This window comes from Ruegeria sp. YTSA168, assembly GCF_059610045.1.
Window position 1 is genome coordinate 39,771 of sequence record NZ_JBXWMW010000007.1, and the last position, 14,469, is coordinate 54,239.

General features: G+C 59.0%; 16 protein-coding genes. 6 read left to right on the forward strand and 10 right to left on the reverse strand.

The genetic code is table 11. The features are described 5' to 3' along the window. The first annotated feature begins 42 nt into the window (after positions 1-42). Positions 43-639 carry a COG3904 family protein gene (locus AC2FFE_RS13665; RefSeq protein WP_496846893.1) on the forward strand — a complete coding sequence of 199 codons (597 nt, stop codon included), beginning with the start codon at positions 43-45 and terminating at the stop codon, positions 637-639. A gap of 46 nt (positions 640-685) precedes the next feature. Here the strand turns inward: AC2FFE_RS13665 and AC2FFE_RS13670 are convergent, their stop codons facing one another. Genes AC2FFE_RS13670 through def (AC2FFE_RS13690) form a run of 5 tightly spaced genes read right to left on the reverse strand, consistent with a single transcriptional unit; the run spans position 686 to position 3,094 of the window. Beyond that, positions 686-922 carry a GlsB/YeaQ/YmgE family stress response membrane protein gene (locus AC2FFE_RS13670; protein ID WP_170531376.1) on the reverse strand — a complete coding sequence of 79 codons (237 nt, stop codon included), beginning with the start codon at positions 920-922 and terminating at the stop codon, positions 686-688. A 1-nt stretch (position 923) separates the two neighbouring features. Further along, a complete protein-coding gene (locus AC2FFE_RS13675) occupies positions 924-1,160 on the reverse strand; it encodes a hypothetical protein (RefSeq protein ID WP_480501568.1) in 237 nt (78 codons plus the stop codon). 7 nt (positions 1,161-1,167) lie between these two features. Next, positions 1,168-2,082 carry a methionyl-tRNA formyltransferase gene (gene fmt / locus AC2FFE_RS13680; RefSeq protein ID WP_496846894.1) on the reverse strand — a complete coding sequence of 305 codons (915 nt, stop codon included), beginning with the start codon at positions 2,080-2,082 and terminating at the stop codon, positions 1,168-1,170. Positions 2,083-2,084: 2 nt separating this feature from the next. Further along, entirely contained in the window at positions 2,085-2,579 is a 495-nt protein-coding gene (gene def / locus AC2FFE_RS13685) for a peptide deformylase (protein WP_496819877.1), read from the reverse strand. Then, on the reverse strand, positions 2,576-3,094 hold the full coding sequence (def, locus tag AC2FFE_RS13690; RefSeq protein WP_496819876.1) for a peptide deformylase: 519 nt from the start codon (positions 3,092-3,094) through the stop codon (positions 2,576-2,578). The genes def (AC2FFE_RS13685) and def (AC2FFE_RS13690) overlap by 4 nt, the downstream gene beginning before the upstream one ends. Positions 3,095-3,191: 97 nt before the next feature. Between def (AC2FFE_RS13690) and AC2FFE_RS13695 the strand changes: the two genes are divergently transcribed. Next, positions 3,192-4,364 carry a MalY/PatB family protein gene (locus tag AC2FFE_RS13695; protein WP_496846895.1) on the forward strand — a complete coding sequence of 391 codons (1,173 nt, stop codon included), beginning with the start codon at positions 3,192-3,194 and terminating at the stop codon, positions 4,362-4,364. A gap of 78 nt (positions 4,365-4,442) precedes the next feature. Here the strand turns inward: AC2FFE_RS13695 and AC2FFE_RS13700 are convergent, their stop codons facing one another. Continuing rightward, positions 4,443-4,796 carry a hypothetical protein gene (locus tag AC2FFE_RS13700; RefSeq protein WP_496819874.1) on the reverse strand — a complete coding sequence of 118 codons (354 nt, stop codon included), beginning with the start codon at positions 4,794-4,796 and terminating at the stop codon, positions 4,443-4,445. A gap of 215 nt (positions 4,797-5,011) precedes the next feature. On the opposite strand from AC2FFE_RS13700, the gene AC2FFE_RS13705 reads away from it, so the two are divergent. Next, a complete protein-coding gene (locus AC2FFE_RS13705; RefSeq protein WP_496846896.1) occupies positions 5,012-6,001 on the forward strand; it encodes a glutathione S-transferase family protein in 990 nt (329 codons plus the stop codon). On the opposite strand, the gene AC2FFE_RS13710 is transcribed toward AC2FFE_RS13705, so the two are convergent. Beyond that, entirely contained in the window at positions 5,983-6,345 is a 363-nt protein-coding gene (locus AC2FFE_RS13710; protein ID WP_353013332.1) for a response regulator transcription factor, read from the reverse strand. The two genes, AC2FFE_RS13705 and AC2FFE_RS13710, sit on opposite strands and share 19 nt — an antisense overlap. Positions 6,346-6,540: 195 nt before the next feature. Between AC2FFE_RS13710 and AC2FFE_RS13715 the strand changes: the two genes are divergently transcribed. From AC2FFE_RS13715 to AC2FFE_RS13725, 3 genes are read left to right on the forward strand one after another with little or no spacing between them, the layout of a single operon-like run. Continuing rightward, complete coding sequence (locus AC2FFE_RS13715; RefSeq protein ID WP_496846897.1) at positions 6,541-7,488, forward strand: threonine-phosphate decarboxylase; 948 nt, start codon at positions 6,541-6,543, stop codon at positions 7,486-7,488. Next, positions 7,485-8,405 (forward strand): adenosylcobinamide-phosphate synthase CbiB, encoded by a 921-nt coding sequence (gene cbiB, locus AC2FFE_RS13720; protein WP_496819870.1) that lies wholly within the window; start codon positions 7,485-7,487, stop codon positions 8,403-8,405. Before AC2FFE_RS13715 ends, cbiB begins: the two co-directional genes overlap by 4 nt. 10 nt (positions 8,406-8,415) lie before the next feature. Then, positions 8,416-9,579, forward strand: coding sequence for a lytic murein transglycosylase (locus tag AC2FFE_RS13725; protein WP_496819869.1), 1,164 nt, complete (start codon positions 8,416-8,418; stop codon positions 9,577-9,579). A gap of 4 nt (positions 9,580-9,583) precedes the next feature. Here the strand turns inward: AC2FFE_RS13725 and AC2FFE_RS13730 are convergent, their stop codons facing one another. The 3 genes from AC2FFE_RS13730 to AC2FFE_RS13740 form a co-directional block, all read right to left on the reverse strand. After that, on the reverse strand, positions 9,584-10,381 hold the full coding sequence (locus AC2FFE_RS13730; RefSeq protein ID WP_496819868.1) for a class II glutamine amidotransferase: 798 nt from the start codon (positions 10,379-10,381) through the stop codon (positions 9,584-9,586). A 132-nt stretch (positions 10,382-10,513) separates the two neighbouring features. Continuing rightward, positions 10,514-10,864 carry a hypothetical protein gene (locus AC2FFE_RS13735; RefSeq protein ID WP_496819867.1) on the reverse strand — a complete coding sequence of 117 codons (351 nt, stop codon included), beginning with the start codon at positions 10,862-10,864 and terminating at the stop codon, positions 10,514-10,516. A gap of 53 nt (positions 10,865-10,917) precedes the next feature. Further along, positions 10,918-14,373, reverse strand: a complete 3,456-nt coding sequence (locus tag AC2FFE_RS13740) for a chromosome segregation SMC family protein (RefSeq protein WP_496846898.1) — start codon at positions 14,371-14,373, stop codon at positions 10,918-10,920. Positions 14,374-14,469 lie beyond the last annotated feature (96 nt).

Consider the following 14,469-nt stretch of genomic DNA (forward strand, 5'->3'; position numbering starts at 1 on the left):
CCGGCTGTTTGCAATCTGCTAAACTTTGGAGATCGAAGACTGATGAAAGCATATGCGATTTTGACGGGTCTAACCGTCCTGACCGCCTGCGCTGAGCAATATACGCCCGTCAGCTTTGTCGCCCGAGGGGATCAGATCATTGCGACCGGCACCATTGACCATACTACGCTGGATGCTTTTGAAGAGGTGGTCGCGCAGAACCCTCAGGCCAAAACGCTGGTGTTGCAGCAAATCGAAGGGTCCGTCGATGACGATGCCAACGTCATCTTCAGCCGCGTTGTTCATGAGAATGGGATGAATACACTGGTGCCCTCTGACGGGCTGGTCGCATCGGGCGGGACCGATCTGTTTCTGGCCGGGAACACCCGCATTCTGCAACCGGGGGCCTGCGTCGGTGTCCACAGCTGGAGCGGTGGGGGTATCATTGCCACAGAGTTGCCCGAGGATGATCCCGAGCATGACCGCTATCTCGATTACTTCGAAGACATCGGCGTGGATGAGGAATTCTACTGGTACACACTCAACGCCGCCCCTGCTGAAGACATGCACTGGATGACCGCAGCCGAGGCTGACCAGTTTGACATGACCAATAGCGCCGCACCCCGTTTGGGCTCAGCAACGATGTGCGACGAACGCTAAGACGCATCTGATGTTTGCTTGGACAGCTAAGCGCCAACGGAGCTTGCTATCGACGACGAATTGCCTGCCAAATCCAGATCACCAGCAACGCCCCCAGCACAGCCCCGACAAAGCCAGATAGCCAGCCCATCATCGTCGCCAGGGCCCGCAGCAGGAAGCCGCCAACCAGCGCACCGACAATACCAATCAGCATCGTTGTGGGGATATCGGATTCGATCCGCATCAAACGGGTCGCCAGAAAGCCCGCAGCGGCACCGATGATGATCAGGGCGATAACGGGCATGTTATTTCCTCCAATGGGTCGGCACGATGATCAGCGCACCGACCGACGACAGGACCGCGTCCAGCCCAGGAGGGCCAAAGCTGATCCCGAACATGATGCGTACAAAGTAGAACAGAAACGCCCCACCGACGCAGATGATGATAGATTGCAAATAGCCATTATGGGTAAAGCCGGTTTTTTCGGACAGGTATCCAACGATCCCGGCGATCACCACAGTACCCATCAAGACCATGAACATGAATGCGCTACTCCGATACCAATCGTGTGCCGGGTGGGATCGGCCAGCCCCGCAGGAAGGTTTCCCGATCCTGCCCACCTTTGCCTGCCCTTTGCAAGCGCAGCAGTTCAACCGCGCCCTGCCCGCACGCCACCAGCAGATCATCGTTCAAAACTTCACCGGGCGCGCCCTGCCCCTCTGCCAGACGCGAGGCCAGTAGCTTGATCCGTTCCCCCTCCATCTCGGTCCAGGCACCGGGAAATGGCGACAGGCCGCGTATCTGGCGATCAACCACGGCAGCGCTGCGCGACCAGTCGATCCGCGCCTCGGCTTTGTCGATCTTCGAGGCATAGGTGACGCCTTCGTCGGGCTGCGGCTCGGGGGTCAGATCAGACAGTCGGTTCAGCGCTTCAACGATCAGCTCCGCACCCATAACTGACAGGCGGTCGTGCAGCTGGGCCGTTGTTTCTTCGGTCTGGATCGGAGTTGCTTGCCGAAGCAGGACGGGACCTGTATCCAACCCGGCCTCCATCTGCATGATACAGACGCCGGTTTCCTTATCCCCCGCCATGATCGCGCGGTGGATAGGCGCGGCTCCGCGCCAGCGCGGCAGTAAACTGGCATGGATGTTCAAACAGCCCTGATCCGGCGCATCCAGAATAGCCTGTGGCAGGATCAGACCATAGGCAACCACGACCGCCACATCCGCATTCAGTGCCGCAAAAGCGGACTGTTCTTCGGCTGACTTCAGAGACACCGGATGGCGCACTGTCAGACCCAGCGCCTCGGCGCGCGCATGAACCGGTGTCGGGCGATCTTTCTTACCGCGGCCCGCCGGACGGGGCGGCTGGCAATAGACGGCGGCAATCTCATGCCCGGCCTCGACCAGCGCATCCAGCACCGGGACCGAGAAATCAGGCGTACCCATGAAGATAACGCGCATCGCTACCCCTGTTTTTTGGCTTTGCGCAGCAGCATGTCACGTTTGACCTTGCTGAGCCTGTCGAAATACATCTTACCGTTCAGATGATCGATTTGGTGCTGCACGCTGGTGGCTTCGATCCCCACGAAATCGCGGCGGTCGATCATCCCGTTTTCGTTCAGGAACTTGACCGTTACAGCACGCGGGCGTTTCACCTTGGCGGATACACCCGGCAGATTCGGACTGGCCTCATCATGCTCACGCATCTCGATTGAACTGTGCAGGATTTCCGGGTTTGCCAAACGCACCGCCCGTCCCCGTTCAGTCGAGCCGTCAACAACCGCCAAGCGCAGCATCACACCGATCTGCGTGGCGGCAAGGCCAACGCCTGGCATCGCCTCCATCGTGTCGATCATATCGTCCCAGATTGCGCGGATTTCATCCGTGATCTCGACAACGTCGTCAGCCTTGGTGCGCAGGCGCTTATCGGGCCAGGGCAGGCAAATCCGAACGCTCATGCCCGCGCCTTTTCGCGCTTTAGCTTCTGCATCTTGCGCGTGATCATCTGCCGTTTCAGAGGCTTGAGGTAGTCGATAAACAGTTTGCCATCCAGATGATCAATCTCATGCTGCACACAGGTCGCCCAGAGCCCATCGAAGGTTTCTTGCTGCAGGTTGCCGTTCCGATCCATCCAGGCGACATCCACAACCTTGGGGCGCGTCACCTCGGCATATTGTTCGGGAATCGACAGACAGCCCTCTTCATAGACATTGGTCTCATCGGAGGAGGCAATGATCTCGGGGTTGAACATGATCAACGGGCGTGGGGCCTCGCCCTCTTCCTTGACACAATCCAATACGATCAGCCGATCCAAAACACCGATCTGCGGCGCAGCCAAGCCAATACCCGGCGCGTCATACATCGTCTCGAGCATATCATCAGCCAGTTTGCGCAAATCGTCCGTCAGGTCAGCCACCGGCGCGCAAACCTTTTTCAGACGGGGATCAGGGTGAATTAGAATAGTGCGTTTCATGGGGCTGATTTAGGGCATCGCGCGCGCCGCCGCAACGCCCCCCTTGCGCATGCTGCAATTCCCGATAGCTTGCGAAACGATCATACAGGAGACACACATGAGCTTTGACGACCTCATCAACCGCCACGGCACCCATTGCGCCAAATGGGACATGATGGAGCCGGTTTACGGCGTGCCAGCCGATGACGGCCTGGCGATGTGGGTCGCCGACACTGACTTTCGCGCACCGTCACCTGTGCTGAACAAGATGCGCGAGCTGCTGGATCATGGCGTTTTTGGCTACGTGAATCTGGATCAACCCTATAAGGACGCGATCCGCTGGTGGATGCGCACCCGTCACGACTGGGTGGTCGATGCCGATGCGATCTTTACGACCACCGGTCTGGTCAACGGGGTTGGCATGTGCCTGGACACCTTTACCAAACCGGGTGACGGGATCGTATTGTTCACCCCGGTCTATCACGCCTTTGCCAAAGTCATCCGCAATGCCGGGCGCGAAGTCGTTGAATGCGAGATGCGCAATACCAATGGACGGTATGAGATGGATTTCGACGCCTATGACGAACAGATGACCGGCCGCGAGAAGATGGTTATCCTGTGCTCGCCACACAATCCCGGTGGGCGCGTCTGGAGTCAGGACGAGCTGCAAGCCGTTGCCGATTTCGCCAAGCGTCATGACCTGCTGATCCTGTCGGATGAGATTCACCACGATCTGGTCTTTCCGGGTCACACTCACATCCCGATGCAGAACGCGGCCCCTGAGGTTTCCGACCGTTTGTTGATGCTGACTGCGCCGTCAAAGACGTTCAACATCGCGGGGCTGCACACCGGTCAAGTGATCATCCCCGATCCCGAATTGCGCGGCAAATTCGCCAAACGTATGGCTGCCTTGTCGCTTGCACCCAACTCGGTCGGCCAGTTTGCAACGGCGGCCGCGTATTCGGCGGAGGGTGCTGCATGGGTGGACGAACAGGTCGCGTATATCGAAACGAACCGCCAGGTGTTCGACGCGGCCATCGCTGACATCCCCGGCCTTCGGTCAATGCCGCTGGAGGCCACTTACCTTGCCTGGGTTGATTTCTCGGGAACCGGGATGGAGCGTGCCGAATTCACCAACCGTGTCGAACAGACCGCCAAAATCGCGGGGAACCACGGCACAACTTTTGGAACCGGCGGCGAAAACTTCCTGCGCTTCAACCTGGGAACCCAGCGCGCGCGGATCGAGGACGCCTGTGCGCGGTTGAAAAAGGCTTTCTCGGATTTGCAGTAAGCGATCTGCTTTTGCATAAAAAACAAAGCCGGGCGAACTTCTTTACGGAGCACCCGGCTTCGATCCAGCCTTAAGGCCCTAGTCCTCGTGCCCCAACAACGCGATTGGCGCGTCCGGCGCACGGTAGAAATCGAGCGGTGCCTTATCATGCGCCGCTGTGCTGCGCTTGAACTCGTACCGCATCTCACCGCCTTCATCCTCATCCGCGATGATCAGGCATTGGTATAGATGGTTCGCCCCGTCATAGATATCGACTAACCCGCGCAAGCGCGGCGTGGTGGCAGCCTCAACCGTGAACCCATCTTTCCACAATTTCAGAATTTTATGGGTATTGTCGCCCATCTCAACCCGCAAACGGCTCGATTTTTTCAGGGCGGCGATTCGTGCGGCGTCTAATTCGGCGCGAATCTCTTTGGAAACATAAGTACTCATCAAACTATTCCCCCTCTTGTATCTATTATTGTGGGCACGTGAGCGTAAAAATCCAGTGAACTTCGTCACATAGACCGGACCGGGTGGCAAAATGTTGCGCAGCCATCGCAGGCCTGACTGTGCAAAGGCGCAGGCCAGATGCGCATAGGCTAATGTGGCAGGACTATCCCTGCCCTCCTATCTTTGCTGAAGACTCAAAATGCGGAGGATGACCAATGGGTTTGCTGGTTGACGGCACATGGCATGATAGCTGGTATGACACTAAATCCACCGGCGGGGCGTTCAAACGCAGCGCCGCACAGTTTCGCAACTGGTTGACTCCCGATGGCAGCGCGGGACCATCTGGTAAGGCCGGGTTCAAGGCAGAACCAGGTCGCTATCACCTGTATGTCTCTCACGCCTGCCCTTGGGCACATCGCACATTGATCTTCCGCGAACTCAAAGGGCTGCGCGATTTGATCCCGGTCTCAGTCGTGCATCCGGACATGCTGGACAAAGGCTGGACGTTCGAGACGGACGATCACGGGGCGACGGGTGATGACCTCTATGGCCTCGATTTCGCCCATCAGATCTATACCAAGGCCGATCCCGTTTACTCCGGTCGCGTTACCGTTCCGATCCTTTGGGATAAGCAGCAACAGACAATCGTATCGAACGAAAGCTCGGAAATCATCCGCATGTTCAACGCGGCTTTCGACGGGATTACCGGCAACACCGATGATTACTGGCCCGAGGCGATGCGCGATCAGATCGAAAAGGTCAATGCTCGCATCTATTCCGATGTCAACAATGGTGTCTACAAATCCGGTTTTGCCACCTCGCAAGAAGCCTACGATGCCGCTGTCGGCCCGTTATTCGACACACTGGATTGGCTCGAAGACCGCCTGAGCCGGAACCGTTATCTGATGGGGGATCGCGTAACCGAGGCGGACTGGCGCTTATTCACAACCCTGATCCGGTTCGATCCGGTCTATCACCTGCATTTCAAATGCAATAAGCGCCGGCTGGTCGATTACCCGAACCTCTGGGCCTATACCCGCGAATTATATCAGTGGCCGGGCGTCGCGCAGACCATCAACATGACCCACATCGTGCGCCACTATCACTATAGCCACGACAGCATCAATCCGCACCGGATCATCCCGGTAAACCCGGTGCTGGACTACATGGAGCCGCATGGCCGCGATCAGCGACCTGCCGCGTAGTGTTCAACCATCGCCGCCAGATCCTCTGGCGGTGTTCCACTTTGCACATAGGCACAGGCATTGGGGCTATGGGCAAAGATTGACCCGTCTGAAAAGAAAGTGGTGTTGGTGACAAAGATCACCCGCGCCTCGGGGCGGCGATAACTGGCGAAATCAGCCACTGCCAGCGCGCTGCCGCTTTCCAGCACCAAATCCAGCACGATGATGTCAAACGCCGTCCCATAGAGCGCGAGGATCGCAGCCTCTTGCCCGGTGACCAGTTCAACATCTGCACCTTGTCTTTCAAGATGCCTTTTCCAAACCCGACCGAGGTCGGGGTTACTCTCAACAATCAGAACTTTCATTTGCAACAACCTCGGCACTTGGTATGGTGAGTGGTGCCGACCCCCGTGGTCTGTGATCCCGTTATTTCCTTAACAAAATGTTAACGACGCCAGCGACACGCGCTGATCATTCGGATTTGCTTGTCAAAACGGCAAAAATCCGCTTGAAGCAAGGCAAATTTGGCGTTTGAGGCTTAAGGCGCGATGAGTGACAACATGTTAGATCCGCGCGCCGAACGCGACCATGGCGGTGGGCTGGATCAGGCGATCAAGCACTATGGCGGCACCCGCGGCGATTGGATCGACCTGTCGACCGGGATCAACCCACACCCCTATGACCTGCCGGCCTTCCGGCCCGAAGATTGGATGCAATTGCCCGATCATGGCGCCTTTGAACAGCTCTGTAAGGCTGCGCGGAACTTTTGGAATGTGCCGAAGGATGCGCAGATACTGCCCGCCCCCGGCGCATCCGCTGTGATTGCACGCCTACCCGCGCTTGCGCCTGCCGGGCGGGTGCAAATCACAACGCCCACCTATAATGAACATGCAGCGGCCTTTGCGGCGCAAGGCTGGCAGGTTCAGGAAGACGGCCCCGCCGATGCGCGCGTTCTCGTGCACCCGAACAACCCAGACGGTCACCTCTGGCGCGAAGAGGATGCCAATGCGCCCTTGACCGTGATTGACGAAAGCTTTTGCGACGTGAGCCCAGAGGCGTCTCTGATCCATTTAACTGCCCGCCCTGGTGTCGTAGTTCTCAAGAGTTTCGGCAAGTTCTGGGGCTTGGCTGGGCTGCGGCTTGGCTTTGCGATCGGTCAGCCTGACATGATCTCTCGGCTGAACGACCTGACCGGTCCTTGGTCCGTGTCCGGCCCGGCCCTGCGAACAGGTACCGCTGCTTTGCAAGACGTAAGCTGGGCTGAGGAGACACGCGCAAAACTGGTCGCCAGCGCGAACCGTCTGGACGCATTGCTTCTGAACAGAGGCGCGCAGCTGGTTGGCGGCACCACCTTGTTTCGCCTGTATAAGGTCGACAACGCGCAGATTTGGCGAAACCGTCTGGCGCGCGGGCATATCTGGAGCCGCATCTTCCCCTATTCCGACACCTATCTGCGCCTTGGGCTGCCCCCGTCAGACGGATGGAGCCAGCTGGAAAACGCATTATGAGCACCGCGTTCATGCTGACCTGCGCCATGCTGCTGGACGCGGTACTGGGCGAGCCCAATTGGCTCTGGTCCCGCTTGCGCCACCCTGCGGTGATCATGGGGAAAGCGGTTGCTACACTGGACAGAACCCTGAACCACCACCCGTACCGCCGTTTGAAAGGCGTGGGAACCTTGATCTTGCTGATCAGCCTGGCTGGCCTCTTGGGCTGGGCACTGGCCCGGTTTGGTCCGGTGGTCGAGGTGATCATCTGCGCCATCCTTCTGGCGCAGAACTCACTGGTTTCACATGTGCGGGCCGTGGGCGATGGGCTGCGACAATCTGTGGAGAATGGCCGCGCCAAAGTCGCCATGATCGTATCCCGCGATACGACGGATATGACGGAGGCCCAAACCGCCCGTTCTGCCATCGAAAGCGCGGCAGAAAACCTGAGTGACGGGGTTATCGCCCCTGCCTTCTGGTTCCTGATTGGCGGCCTGCCTGGGCTGTTGATCTACAAGGTCGTCAACACTGCCGACAGCATGATCGGCTACCGCACGGAAAAGCACCGCGCATTCGGATGGGCCTCGGCCCGGTTCGACGATCTGCTGAACCTGATCCCGGCACGGTTGACCTGTTTGATGATCATCGCGCTTTCCGGCCAATGGTCTCGCTGGGCCGAGATTGTCGCAGATGCGCGTCGTCATATCTCACCCAACGCAGGCTGGCCCGAAGCCGCAATGGCCAGGGCGCTGAACATCGCGCTCGCCGGGCCGCGCAGCTATGACGGACAGCTCCGCGATCTGGCTTGGGTGAACGGAAACGCCGAACGTGAGATCGGAGCGGAGGAGATTTTCCGCGCATGTACCATCTTGTGGCGGGTCTGGGGGCTTGCACTCGGCCTTCTGTCAGTGTGGGTTGGGATCACGTTTATATTCTGAAGGACTTCCGATGCGTTTATTGCCCTCTCTGTTCGCCGCCGCCCTGTTTGCGGCACCTGCCTTTGCCCAATGCGGTGGCGGTTTCAACCAGTTTGTAAACGGGTTGAAATCCGAAGCCGCGCAAAAGGGCTTTGATCAGGCCACGGTGAATGCCTTCTTTCAAGGCGTACAGCAGGACCCAGCGGTGCTACGCGCTGACCGGGCTCAGGGGGTGTTTCAGAAACCCTTCATCGATTTCTCACGCCGCCTGATTTCGCAAAACCGGATCGACCGAGGGCAATCCATGTCGCGCAAATATGACGCGGTGTTTGACCAGATCGAGCGGGACTACGGCGTCTCACGGGGCGTTTTGCTGGCCTTCTGGGCGTTCGAAACCGACTACGGCGCGTTTCAGGGTGATTTCAATACGCGCAACGCGCTGGTCACCCTGGCCCATGATTGCCGCCGTCCTTATTTGTTCAGACCGCAGGTTTTTGCGGCAATCGAACTGTTCAGCCAGGGCAATTTCGACCCGAACCGCACCACCGGGGCCTGGGCGGGTGAAATCGGCATGGTGCAAATGCTGCCGCAAGATATTCTGGACAATGGCGTCGACGGCGATGGCGATGGTAAGGTTTCCCTAAAAACCTCAGCCCCCGATGCATTGGTGTCGGGTGGCAAGATGCTGTCACATCTGGGGTGGCAACCGGGCCAGCCGTGGCTGCAAGAGGTGATAGTTCCTGCCCAGATGGACTGGTCCTTGTCTGGCCCTGGCAAACCACGTTCGGTCGCGGATTGGCAAGCCATGGGCGTTCAGGCGCGCAGCGGGTCTCTGGCCAACCTTCCGGCCTCGCTAATCCTGCCGCAGGGGCATAAAGGACCTGCCTTTCTCGCCTATCCAAATTTCGATGTTTATTTCGAATGGAATCAGAGCTTTGTCTATGTGCTGACCGCTGCTTATTTCGGGACCCGGCTTGAAGGCGGTCAAATCTATGACGCGGGCACTCCACCCGCAGGACTGTCGGGTGCGCAGATGAAACAGCTGCAAACCAAATTGCAGGCCAAAGGCTATGACGTCGGCAAAATTGACGGCATTTTGGGCGCGGGCACGCGCGCCGCAGTACAGGCCGAACAAAAGCGGCTGGGGCTGCCTGCGGATGGGTGGCCTACCGCAGACCTACTGAATCGGCTATAAAGCCTTACGCGACTGCGGCCTGATCCAAAGCCTCGAATGGTCTGAACGAATGGACCTTGACCGAGGACCCTTCGGTTTCAATCGCCGTATTGGGTTGGATTTCGATCCAACCCTCATTGTTTCCGTCCAGCGGTTCGGACGAGATGATGATGCCGTCCTTACAGGTTCGGTAGTGCAGACTGGGCGCGTGTTTATCCGAGGCGTAACGTGCCGCATACAAGCGCTCGCCATCTGACCAGCAGGCGGCAAACCTCATGTAAGGCAGAACCTTATTCCCTCTCGACACCAGTTCGACGCGCGCCACGGCGCGCGCCATTGCCCCGATAGGATCGGCATCTAGCCCCTCTCCATGTGCAACCAGAAAGATGGCTTCGCTTTCAGTTGCTCCAAAGCGGTGTCCGTACAGATGCGCCGGGATCATCGCATCCAGCTCCTGCCGTATCAGGTCATGCCCACCCGCCTGCCCGTTATGCATAAAACTCCAGCGGTCGACCCCAAAGGGGTGGCAATTGTTCCGGGACGTCGCCGTACCGGTGGAGGCCCGCACGTGGGCCAGAAAAAGCCGTGATCTCGTATGATGCGCCAGCTGTTTCAGGTTGGCATCCGACCACGCCGGGTGCGTGTCTTTGTAAAAGCAAGGCACCTTTCGGTCTGAATACCAGGCAAGACCAAACCCGTCCGCGTTGATCGGCGTCTTTCCAATCAGCGCATTGCGGCTTTGGATGACAAGAGATTGCTCTTGCTCCAGCACCAGTTCATCAAGATATCGCTGCTTGCCGACCCAAGCCAAAAACCGACACATCTGATCACTTTCTTCACCATTCGAGTTGAGAGAAGAGTATCAAAGCAGTGTGGAGGATTTTCCCGAATTTTCTTTACAGATTTCCTCAATCTTCAATCATATGATCGCTTGAACCGACAAATAACGGGTCAATTACTTCGGTCGCACCGGATACCTATCGCCTTTTTGATCGATCAGGATCAATCGCTCACCATTGCGCACATACAGATCACACCGATCAAACCCATTGCGATATGCGATACAAACACTGCCATCTTCGGCAATCGAGTATGTCCCGAACGCCGCGTCACCACTGGAATAGGTGAAAGAGTAGGCCCCACCTGCCGAAAATCTGGCCTGGCCATCATCGTAGAATGTCAGCGTTTGGCCGGCCAAAGCATCCAATTCGTCGGAAGACAGCGGGATGTCACCGGTTTTTGTTGGCCAATCGGCGGCGAAGGCCGGGCTGGCGGCGATAAGGGCGGGGATCAGAACGCGTTTCATAAGACTAAATTAGCGCGATAAGCCCGACATCATCATAACGAAACGGTGATGGGTCAGGCGACCATCTGCTCGGCCTTTTTCAGGTCGACCGAGACCAGCTGACTGACGCCCTGTTCCTGCATAGTAACACCGAACAACCGATCCATCCGCGCCATGGTCACCGCATGGTGGGTTATGATCAGAAACCGCGTGTCGGTCTGGCGGCACATCTCGTCCAGCAAATCGCAGAAGCGGGTGACGTTGGCGTCGTCCAAGGGCGCGTCGACCTCGTCCAGCACGCAGATCGGGGCCGGGTTGGCAAGGAAGACGCCAAAGATCAGCGCGGTCGCTGTGAGCGTTTGCTCGCCGCCTGACAACAAGCTGAGGGTCGACAGCTTCTTACCTGGTGGCTGGCACATGATCTCAAGCCCCGCATCCAGAGGGTCGTCGCTTTCGACCATGACCAGATTGGCCTCTCCGCCGCCAAACAAATGCTTGAACAGCATCGCGAAGTTTGAATTCACCTGTTCAAATGCAGTCAATAGACGCTCGCGCCCTTCGCGGTTAAGGCTGGCTATGCCGCTGCGCAGGGCCTTGATCGCCTCTTCCAGATCAGCCTTTTCAGTGTTGAGCGTGTCAAACTCTTCCTGAACCTCTTTGCTGTCCTCTTCGGCCCGCAGGTTCACCGCGCCCATCGCATCACGCTGGCGTTTGTGGCGGTTGACCTCGGCTTCGAGCGCATCGGCAGCGGGCATCTGATCGGGGTTCACGTCCAACTGGTTCAACAACTGGTTCGGGGTCAACTGCTGATCTTCGGCGATCCGCTCAGCTGCCGCAACAACGCTTTCCTTCGCCGCGTCACAGCGCGCCTCGGCTGCCGCTCGGATTTCGCGCGCTTCCGAGGCCAGACGTTCTGCCTCACGCTCGGCCATCACAACCTCGCGCTGCTGGGCCTCGGCCGCGGCCAGCTTATCGGCAGCTTCAGCCCGTCGCGCCTCGGCAGTTTCGATCAGCGTGTTTAGCTCTTCGCGCGCCGCGGCAATTTCGCTCGGTGCCGCTGTGGCCTCGGTCAGTTCTTCCTCGGAACTTTCCTTGCGCTCCGCAAGTTCGGAAATCCGTTTCTCGGCGGTTTCCAGACGATGCCGCCAACCGCTGAGATCCTTAGTGACTTCCTGCGAGCGCCGGGTCCGGGCCTCGCCCTCACGGCGTAGTTCGTCATGGGACGAACGATGAGTCAGCATGGTAATCCGCGCAGCCTCGACCGTCTGTTTGATGTCTTCAACCTGCGCCCGCGCACTGTCGAGATCACCCAACCCAGTCAGGGCACCTTCGGCCTCGCGCAATTGCGCGCGGGCGGCCATGGCATCCTCTTTATGGCGATCCACAGCCAATGTCAGGGTTTCCAGCTTGCCTTGCGCCAGGTTGCGGTCTGCCTCTGCCCGGCTCAGCTGTCGGGCGGTTTCGGCCATACGCTGATCGGCTGCCCGGCGCGCCTCACGCGCTTCACGATCGGCTTCGGTCACCTCTGCAAGTTGTTTTGACAGGGCCTCATGCGCCGCACGCGCGCCGTCAGCTTGTGCTTCAATCCGCGCAAGCTCCTGTTTAAGCGCTTCCAGCTTGTTCAACTGCTCTAGCCGCAGAGCCGCCGCGCTGGGGGCATCCTCAGCCCAGGCGCGGAACCCATCCCAGCGCCACAGATCGCCGGATCGAGACACAAGCCGCTGACCGGGTTTCAGCTGGGCCTGCAAACGCGCGCCCTGATCCGCATCCACCAGCCCGATCTGAGCGATCCGTCGGCTCAGCCGATCCGGGCCGTTGATATGCAAGGCCAAGGGTTCTGCCCCCTCGGGCAGTGGCTGGTCACTGTCGTACCCCGCCATCGGAACCCAGCCGGATGGGCCATCGCCCTCGACCAGTGGCGCACGCAGATCGTCGGCCAGTGCGGCACCCAGAGCTTTTTCATACCCCGGTGCCACGCGCAGCAGGTCCAACACTTGACCGCCCTCAGCCGTGTCGCGTTCGACCAGCTTTGCCAGCGCCATGGTTTCAGCGCGGATTGCACCCAATTCGCCTTCGGCCTCGGACCGTTGCGCCCGCGCTTCGGCTTCGCGTGCCTGCGTCTCTGCGCGTTTGTCATCCGCAGCCGCCAATGCTTGTTCGGCCGCATCCGCCGCCACGCGGGCCTCTTCCTCTCCGACCTGGGCTGTTGCGAAGGCTTCACTTGCGCGGGTCAGGGCCTGCTGGGCGTCATCTACCGCGGCGCGGGCCTTCTCTTCTTCGCCTTCCGACCGAGCCAGGGTTTTGCGGCTATCCTCGACCAAGCGCTGCGCCGATTGGTGACGGGCCACCAACCGGGCCATATCTTCGGTTTCCTGCGACAAGTGATCTTCGCGCTGCTGCAAAACGGTGGCAGCTTCGCGGGCAACCTCGGCGGCTTCGGCCACTTTGTCATCGTAACCTTCAGCGGCTTTGGCAAGCTCTCGGGCCTCCCATTCCAGCCGTTCGATCATCTCGCCCGCATCGCGGTTCAGGCCGGATTCGCGTTCGATATCGTGGCCCAACTGCTTGATCCGGTTGGTCAGCGTCTCAATCGTCTGGCGCGCACGGGTTTCCTGATCGGACAACTGATCGCGCTGCACCTGCTGGCGCTGCAACACCGCAGCGGCAATGGCCTCTTCTTCGCGCAACGGGGGCAAGGTTTCTTCGATCTGAGCTCGCTTTACCCCGGCTTCGCGTGCGGCTGCTTCGGCGCGCGAGGCTTCGGTGATCCGTTCGCGCAGCTTTTCTTCGGCCTGCTGGCGGGCCATGTCGGCCTCTTTCCAACGGCGATACAGCAGCATGCCTTCGGCCTGACGCAGCAATTCTCCAATCTCGCGATAGCGGGCGGCTTGCCGAGCCTGGCGCGCAAGCTGCGATAGTTGGCCTCCCAACTGTTCCAGAACGTCATCGACGCGGGTCAGGTTGGCCTCGGTGCCTTTTAGCTTCAACTCGGCCTCGTGACGCCGTTGATAGAGGCCCGAGATCCCGGCGGCCTCTTCCAGGATACGACGACGCGCCCGAGGTTTGGCGTTAATCAGCTCGGCAATGCGGTTCTGCCCCACCAGCGCAGGCGAATGCGCGCCCGTCGAAGCATCCGCAAATAGCATCTGCACATCGCGCGCCCGCACATCTTTCCCATTGGTCTTGTAGGCGCTGCCGACATCGCGGGTGATGCGGCGCACGATCTCAAGCTGATCGCTTTCATTGAAACCCGAAGGCGCGAGGCGTTCCGAATTGTCCATGGTCAGGACAACCTCGGCAAAGTTGCGCGCGGATCGCGTGGCCGCCCCGGCAAAGATCACATCTTCCATCGCGCCGCCGCGCATGGATTTCGGGCGGTTTTCGCCCATCACCCAGCGCAAAGCTTCTAGAAGGTTGGATTTGCCGCAGCCATTGGGACCGACCACCCCGGTCAACCCGTCCGCGATGATCAGATCGGTCGGGTCAACGAAGCTTTTGAAGCCGGTCAGTTTGAGTTTGCTAAAGCGCAATGGCTGCTCTTTGGATGATTCCTATGGGTAAGAAGTCTGCGCAACGGATCACGGAGGTGTCAACGTGTATGCGCAGGATATGGCATATTGCGGCGA

Excerpts from the sequence above, each read along its gene's own strand:
- AC2FFE_RS13665 (WP_496846893.1), top strand. The coding sequence starts at position 43 with ATGAAAGCATATGCGATTTTGACGGGTCTAACCGTCCTGACCGCCTGC.
- AC2FFE_RS13670 (WP_170531376.1), bottom strand. The coding sequence starts at position 922 with ATGCCCGTTATCGCCCTGATCATCATCGGTGCCGCTGCGGGCTTTCTG.
- AC2FFE_RS13675 (WP_480501568.1), bottom strand. The coding sequence starts at position 1,160 with ATGTTCATGGTCTTGATGGGTACTGTGGTGATCGCCGGGATCGTTGGA.
- fmt (WP_496846894.1), bottom strand. The coding sequence starts at position 2,082 with ATGCGCGTTATCTTCATGGGTACGCCTGATTTCTCGGTCCCGGTGCTG.
- def (WP_496819877.1), bottom strand. The coding sequence starts at position 2,579 with ATGAGCGTTCGGATTTGCCTGCCCTGGCCCGATAAGCGCCTGCGCACC.
- def (WP_496819876.1), bottom strand. The coding sequence starts at position 3,094 with ATGAAACGCACTATTCTAATTCACCCTGATCCCCGTCTGAAAAAGGTT.
- AC2FFE_RS13695 (WP_496846895.1), top strand. The coding sequence starts at position 3,192 with ATGAGCTTTGACGACCTCATCAACCGCCACGGCACCCATTGCGCCAAA.
- AC2FFE_RS13700 (WP_496819874.1), bottom strand. The coding sequence starts at position 4,796 with ATGAGTACTTATGTTTCCAAAGAGATTCGCGCCGAATTAGACGCCGCA.
- AC2FFE_RS13705 (WP_496846896.1), top strand. The coding sequence starts at position 5,012 with ATGGGTTTGCTGGTTGACGGCACATGGCATGATAGCTGGTATGACACT.
- AC2FFE_RS13710 (WP_353013332.1), bottom strand. The coding sequence starts at position 6,345 with ATGAAAGTTCTGATTGTTGAGAGTAACCCCGACCTCGGTCGGGTTTGG.
- AC2FFE_RS13715 (WP_496846897.1), top strand. The coding sequence starts at position 6,541 with ATGTTAGATCCGCGCGCCGAACGCGACCATGGCGGTGGGCTGGATCAG.
- cbiB (WP_496819870.1), top strand. The coding sequence starts at position 7,485 with ATGAGCACCGCGTTCATGCTGACCTGCGCCATGCTGCTGGACGCGGTA.
- AC2FFE_RS13725 (WP_496819869.1), top strand. The coding sequence starts at position 8,416 with ATGCGTTTATTGCCCTCTCTGTTCGCCGCCGCCCTGTTTGCGGCACCT.
- AC2FFE_RS13730 (WP_496819868.1), bottom strand. The coding sequence starts at position 10,381 with ATGTGTCGGTTTTTGGCTTGGGTCGGCAAGCAGCGATATCTTGATGAA.
- AC2FFE_RS13735 (WP_496819867.1), bottom strand. The coding sequence starts at position 10,864 with ATGAAACGCGTTCTGATCCCCGCCCTTATCGCCGCCAGCCCGGCCTTC.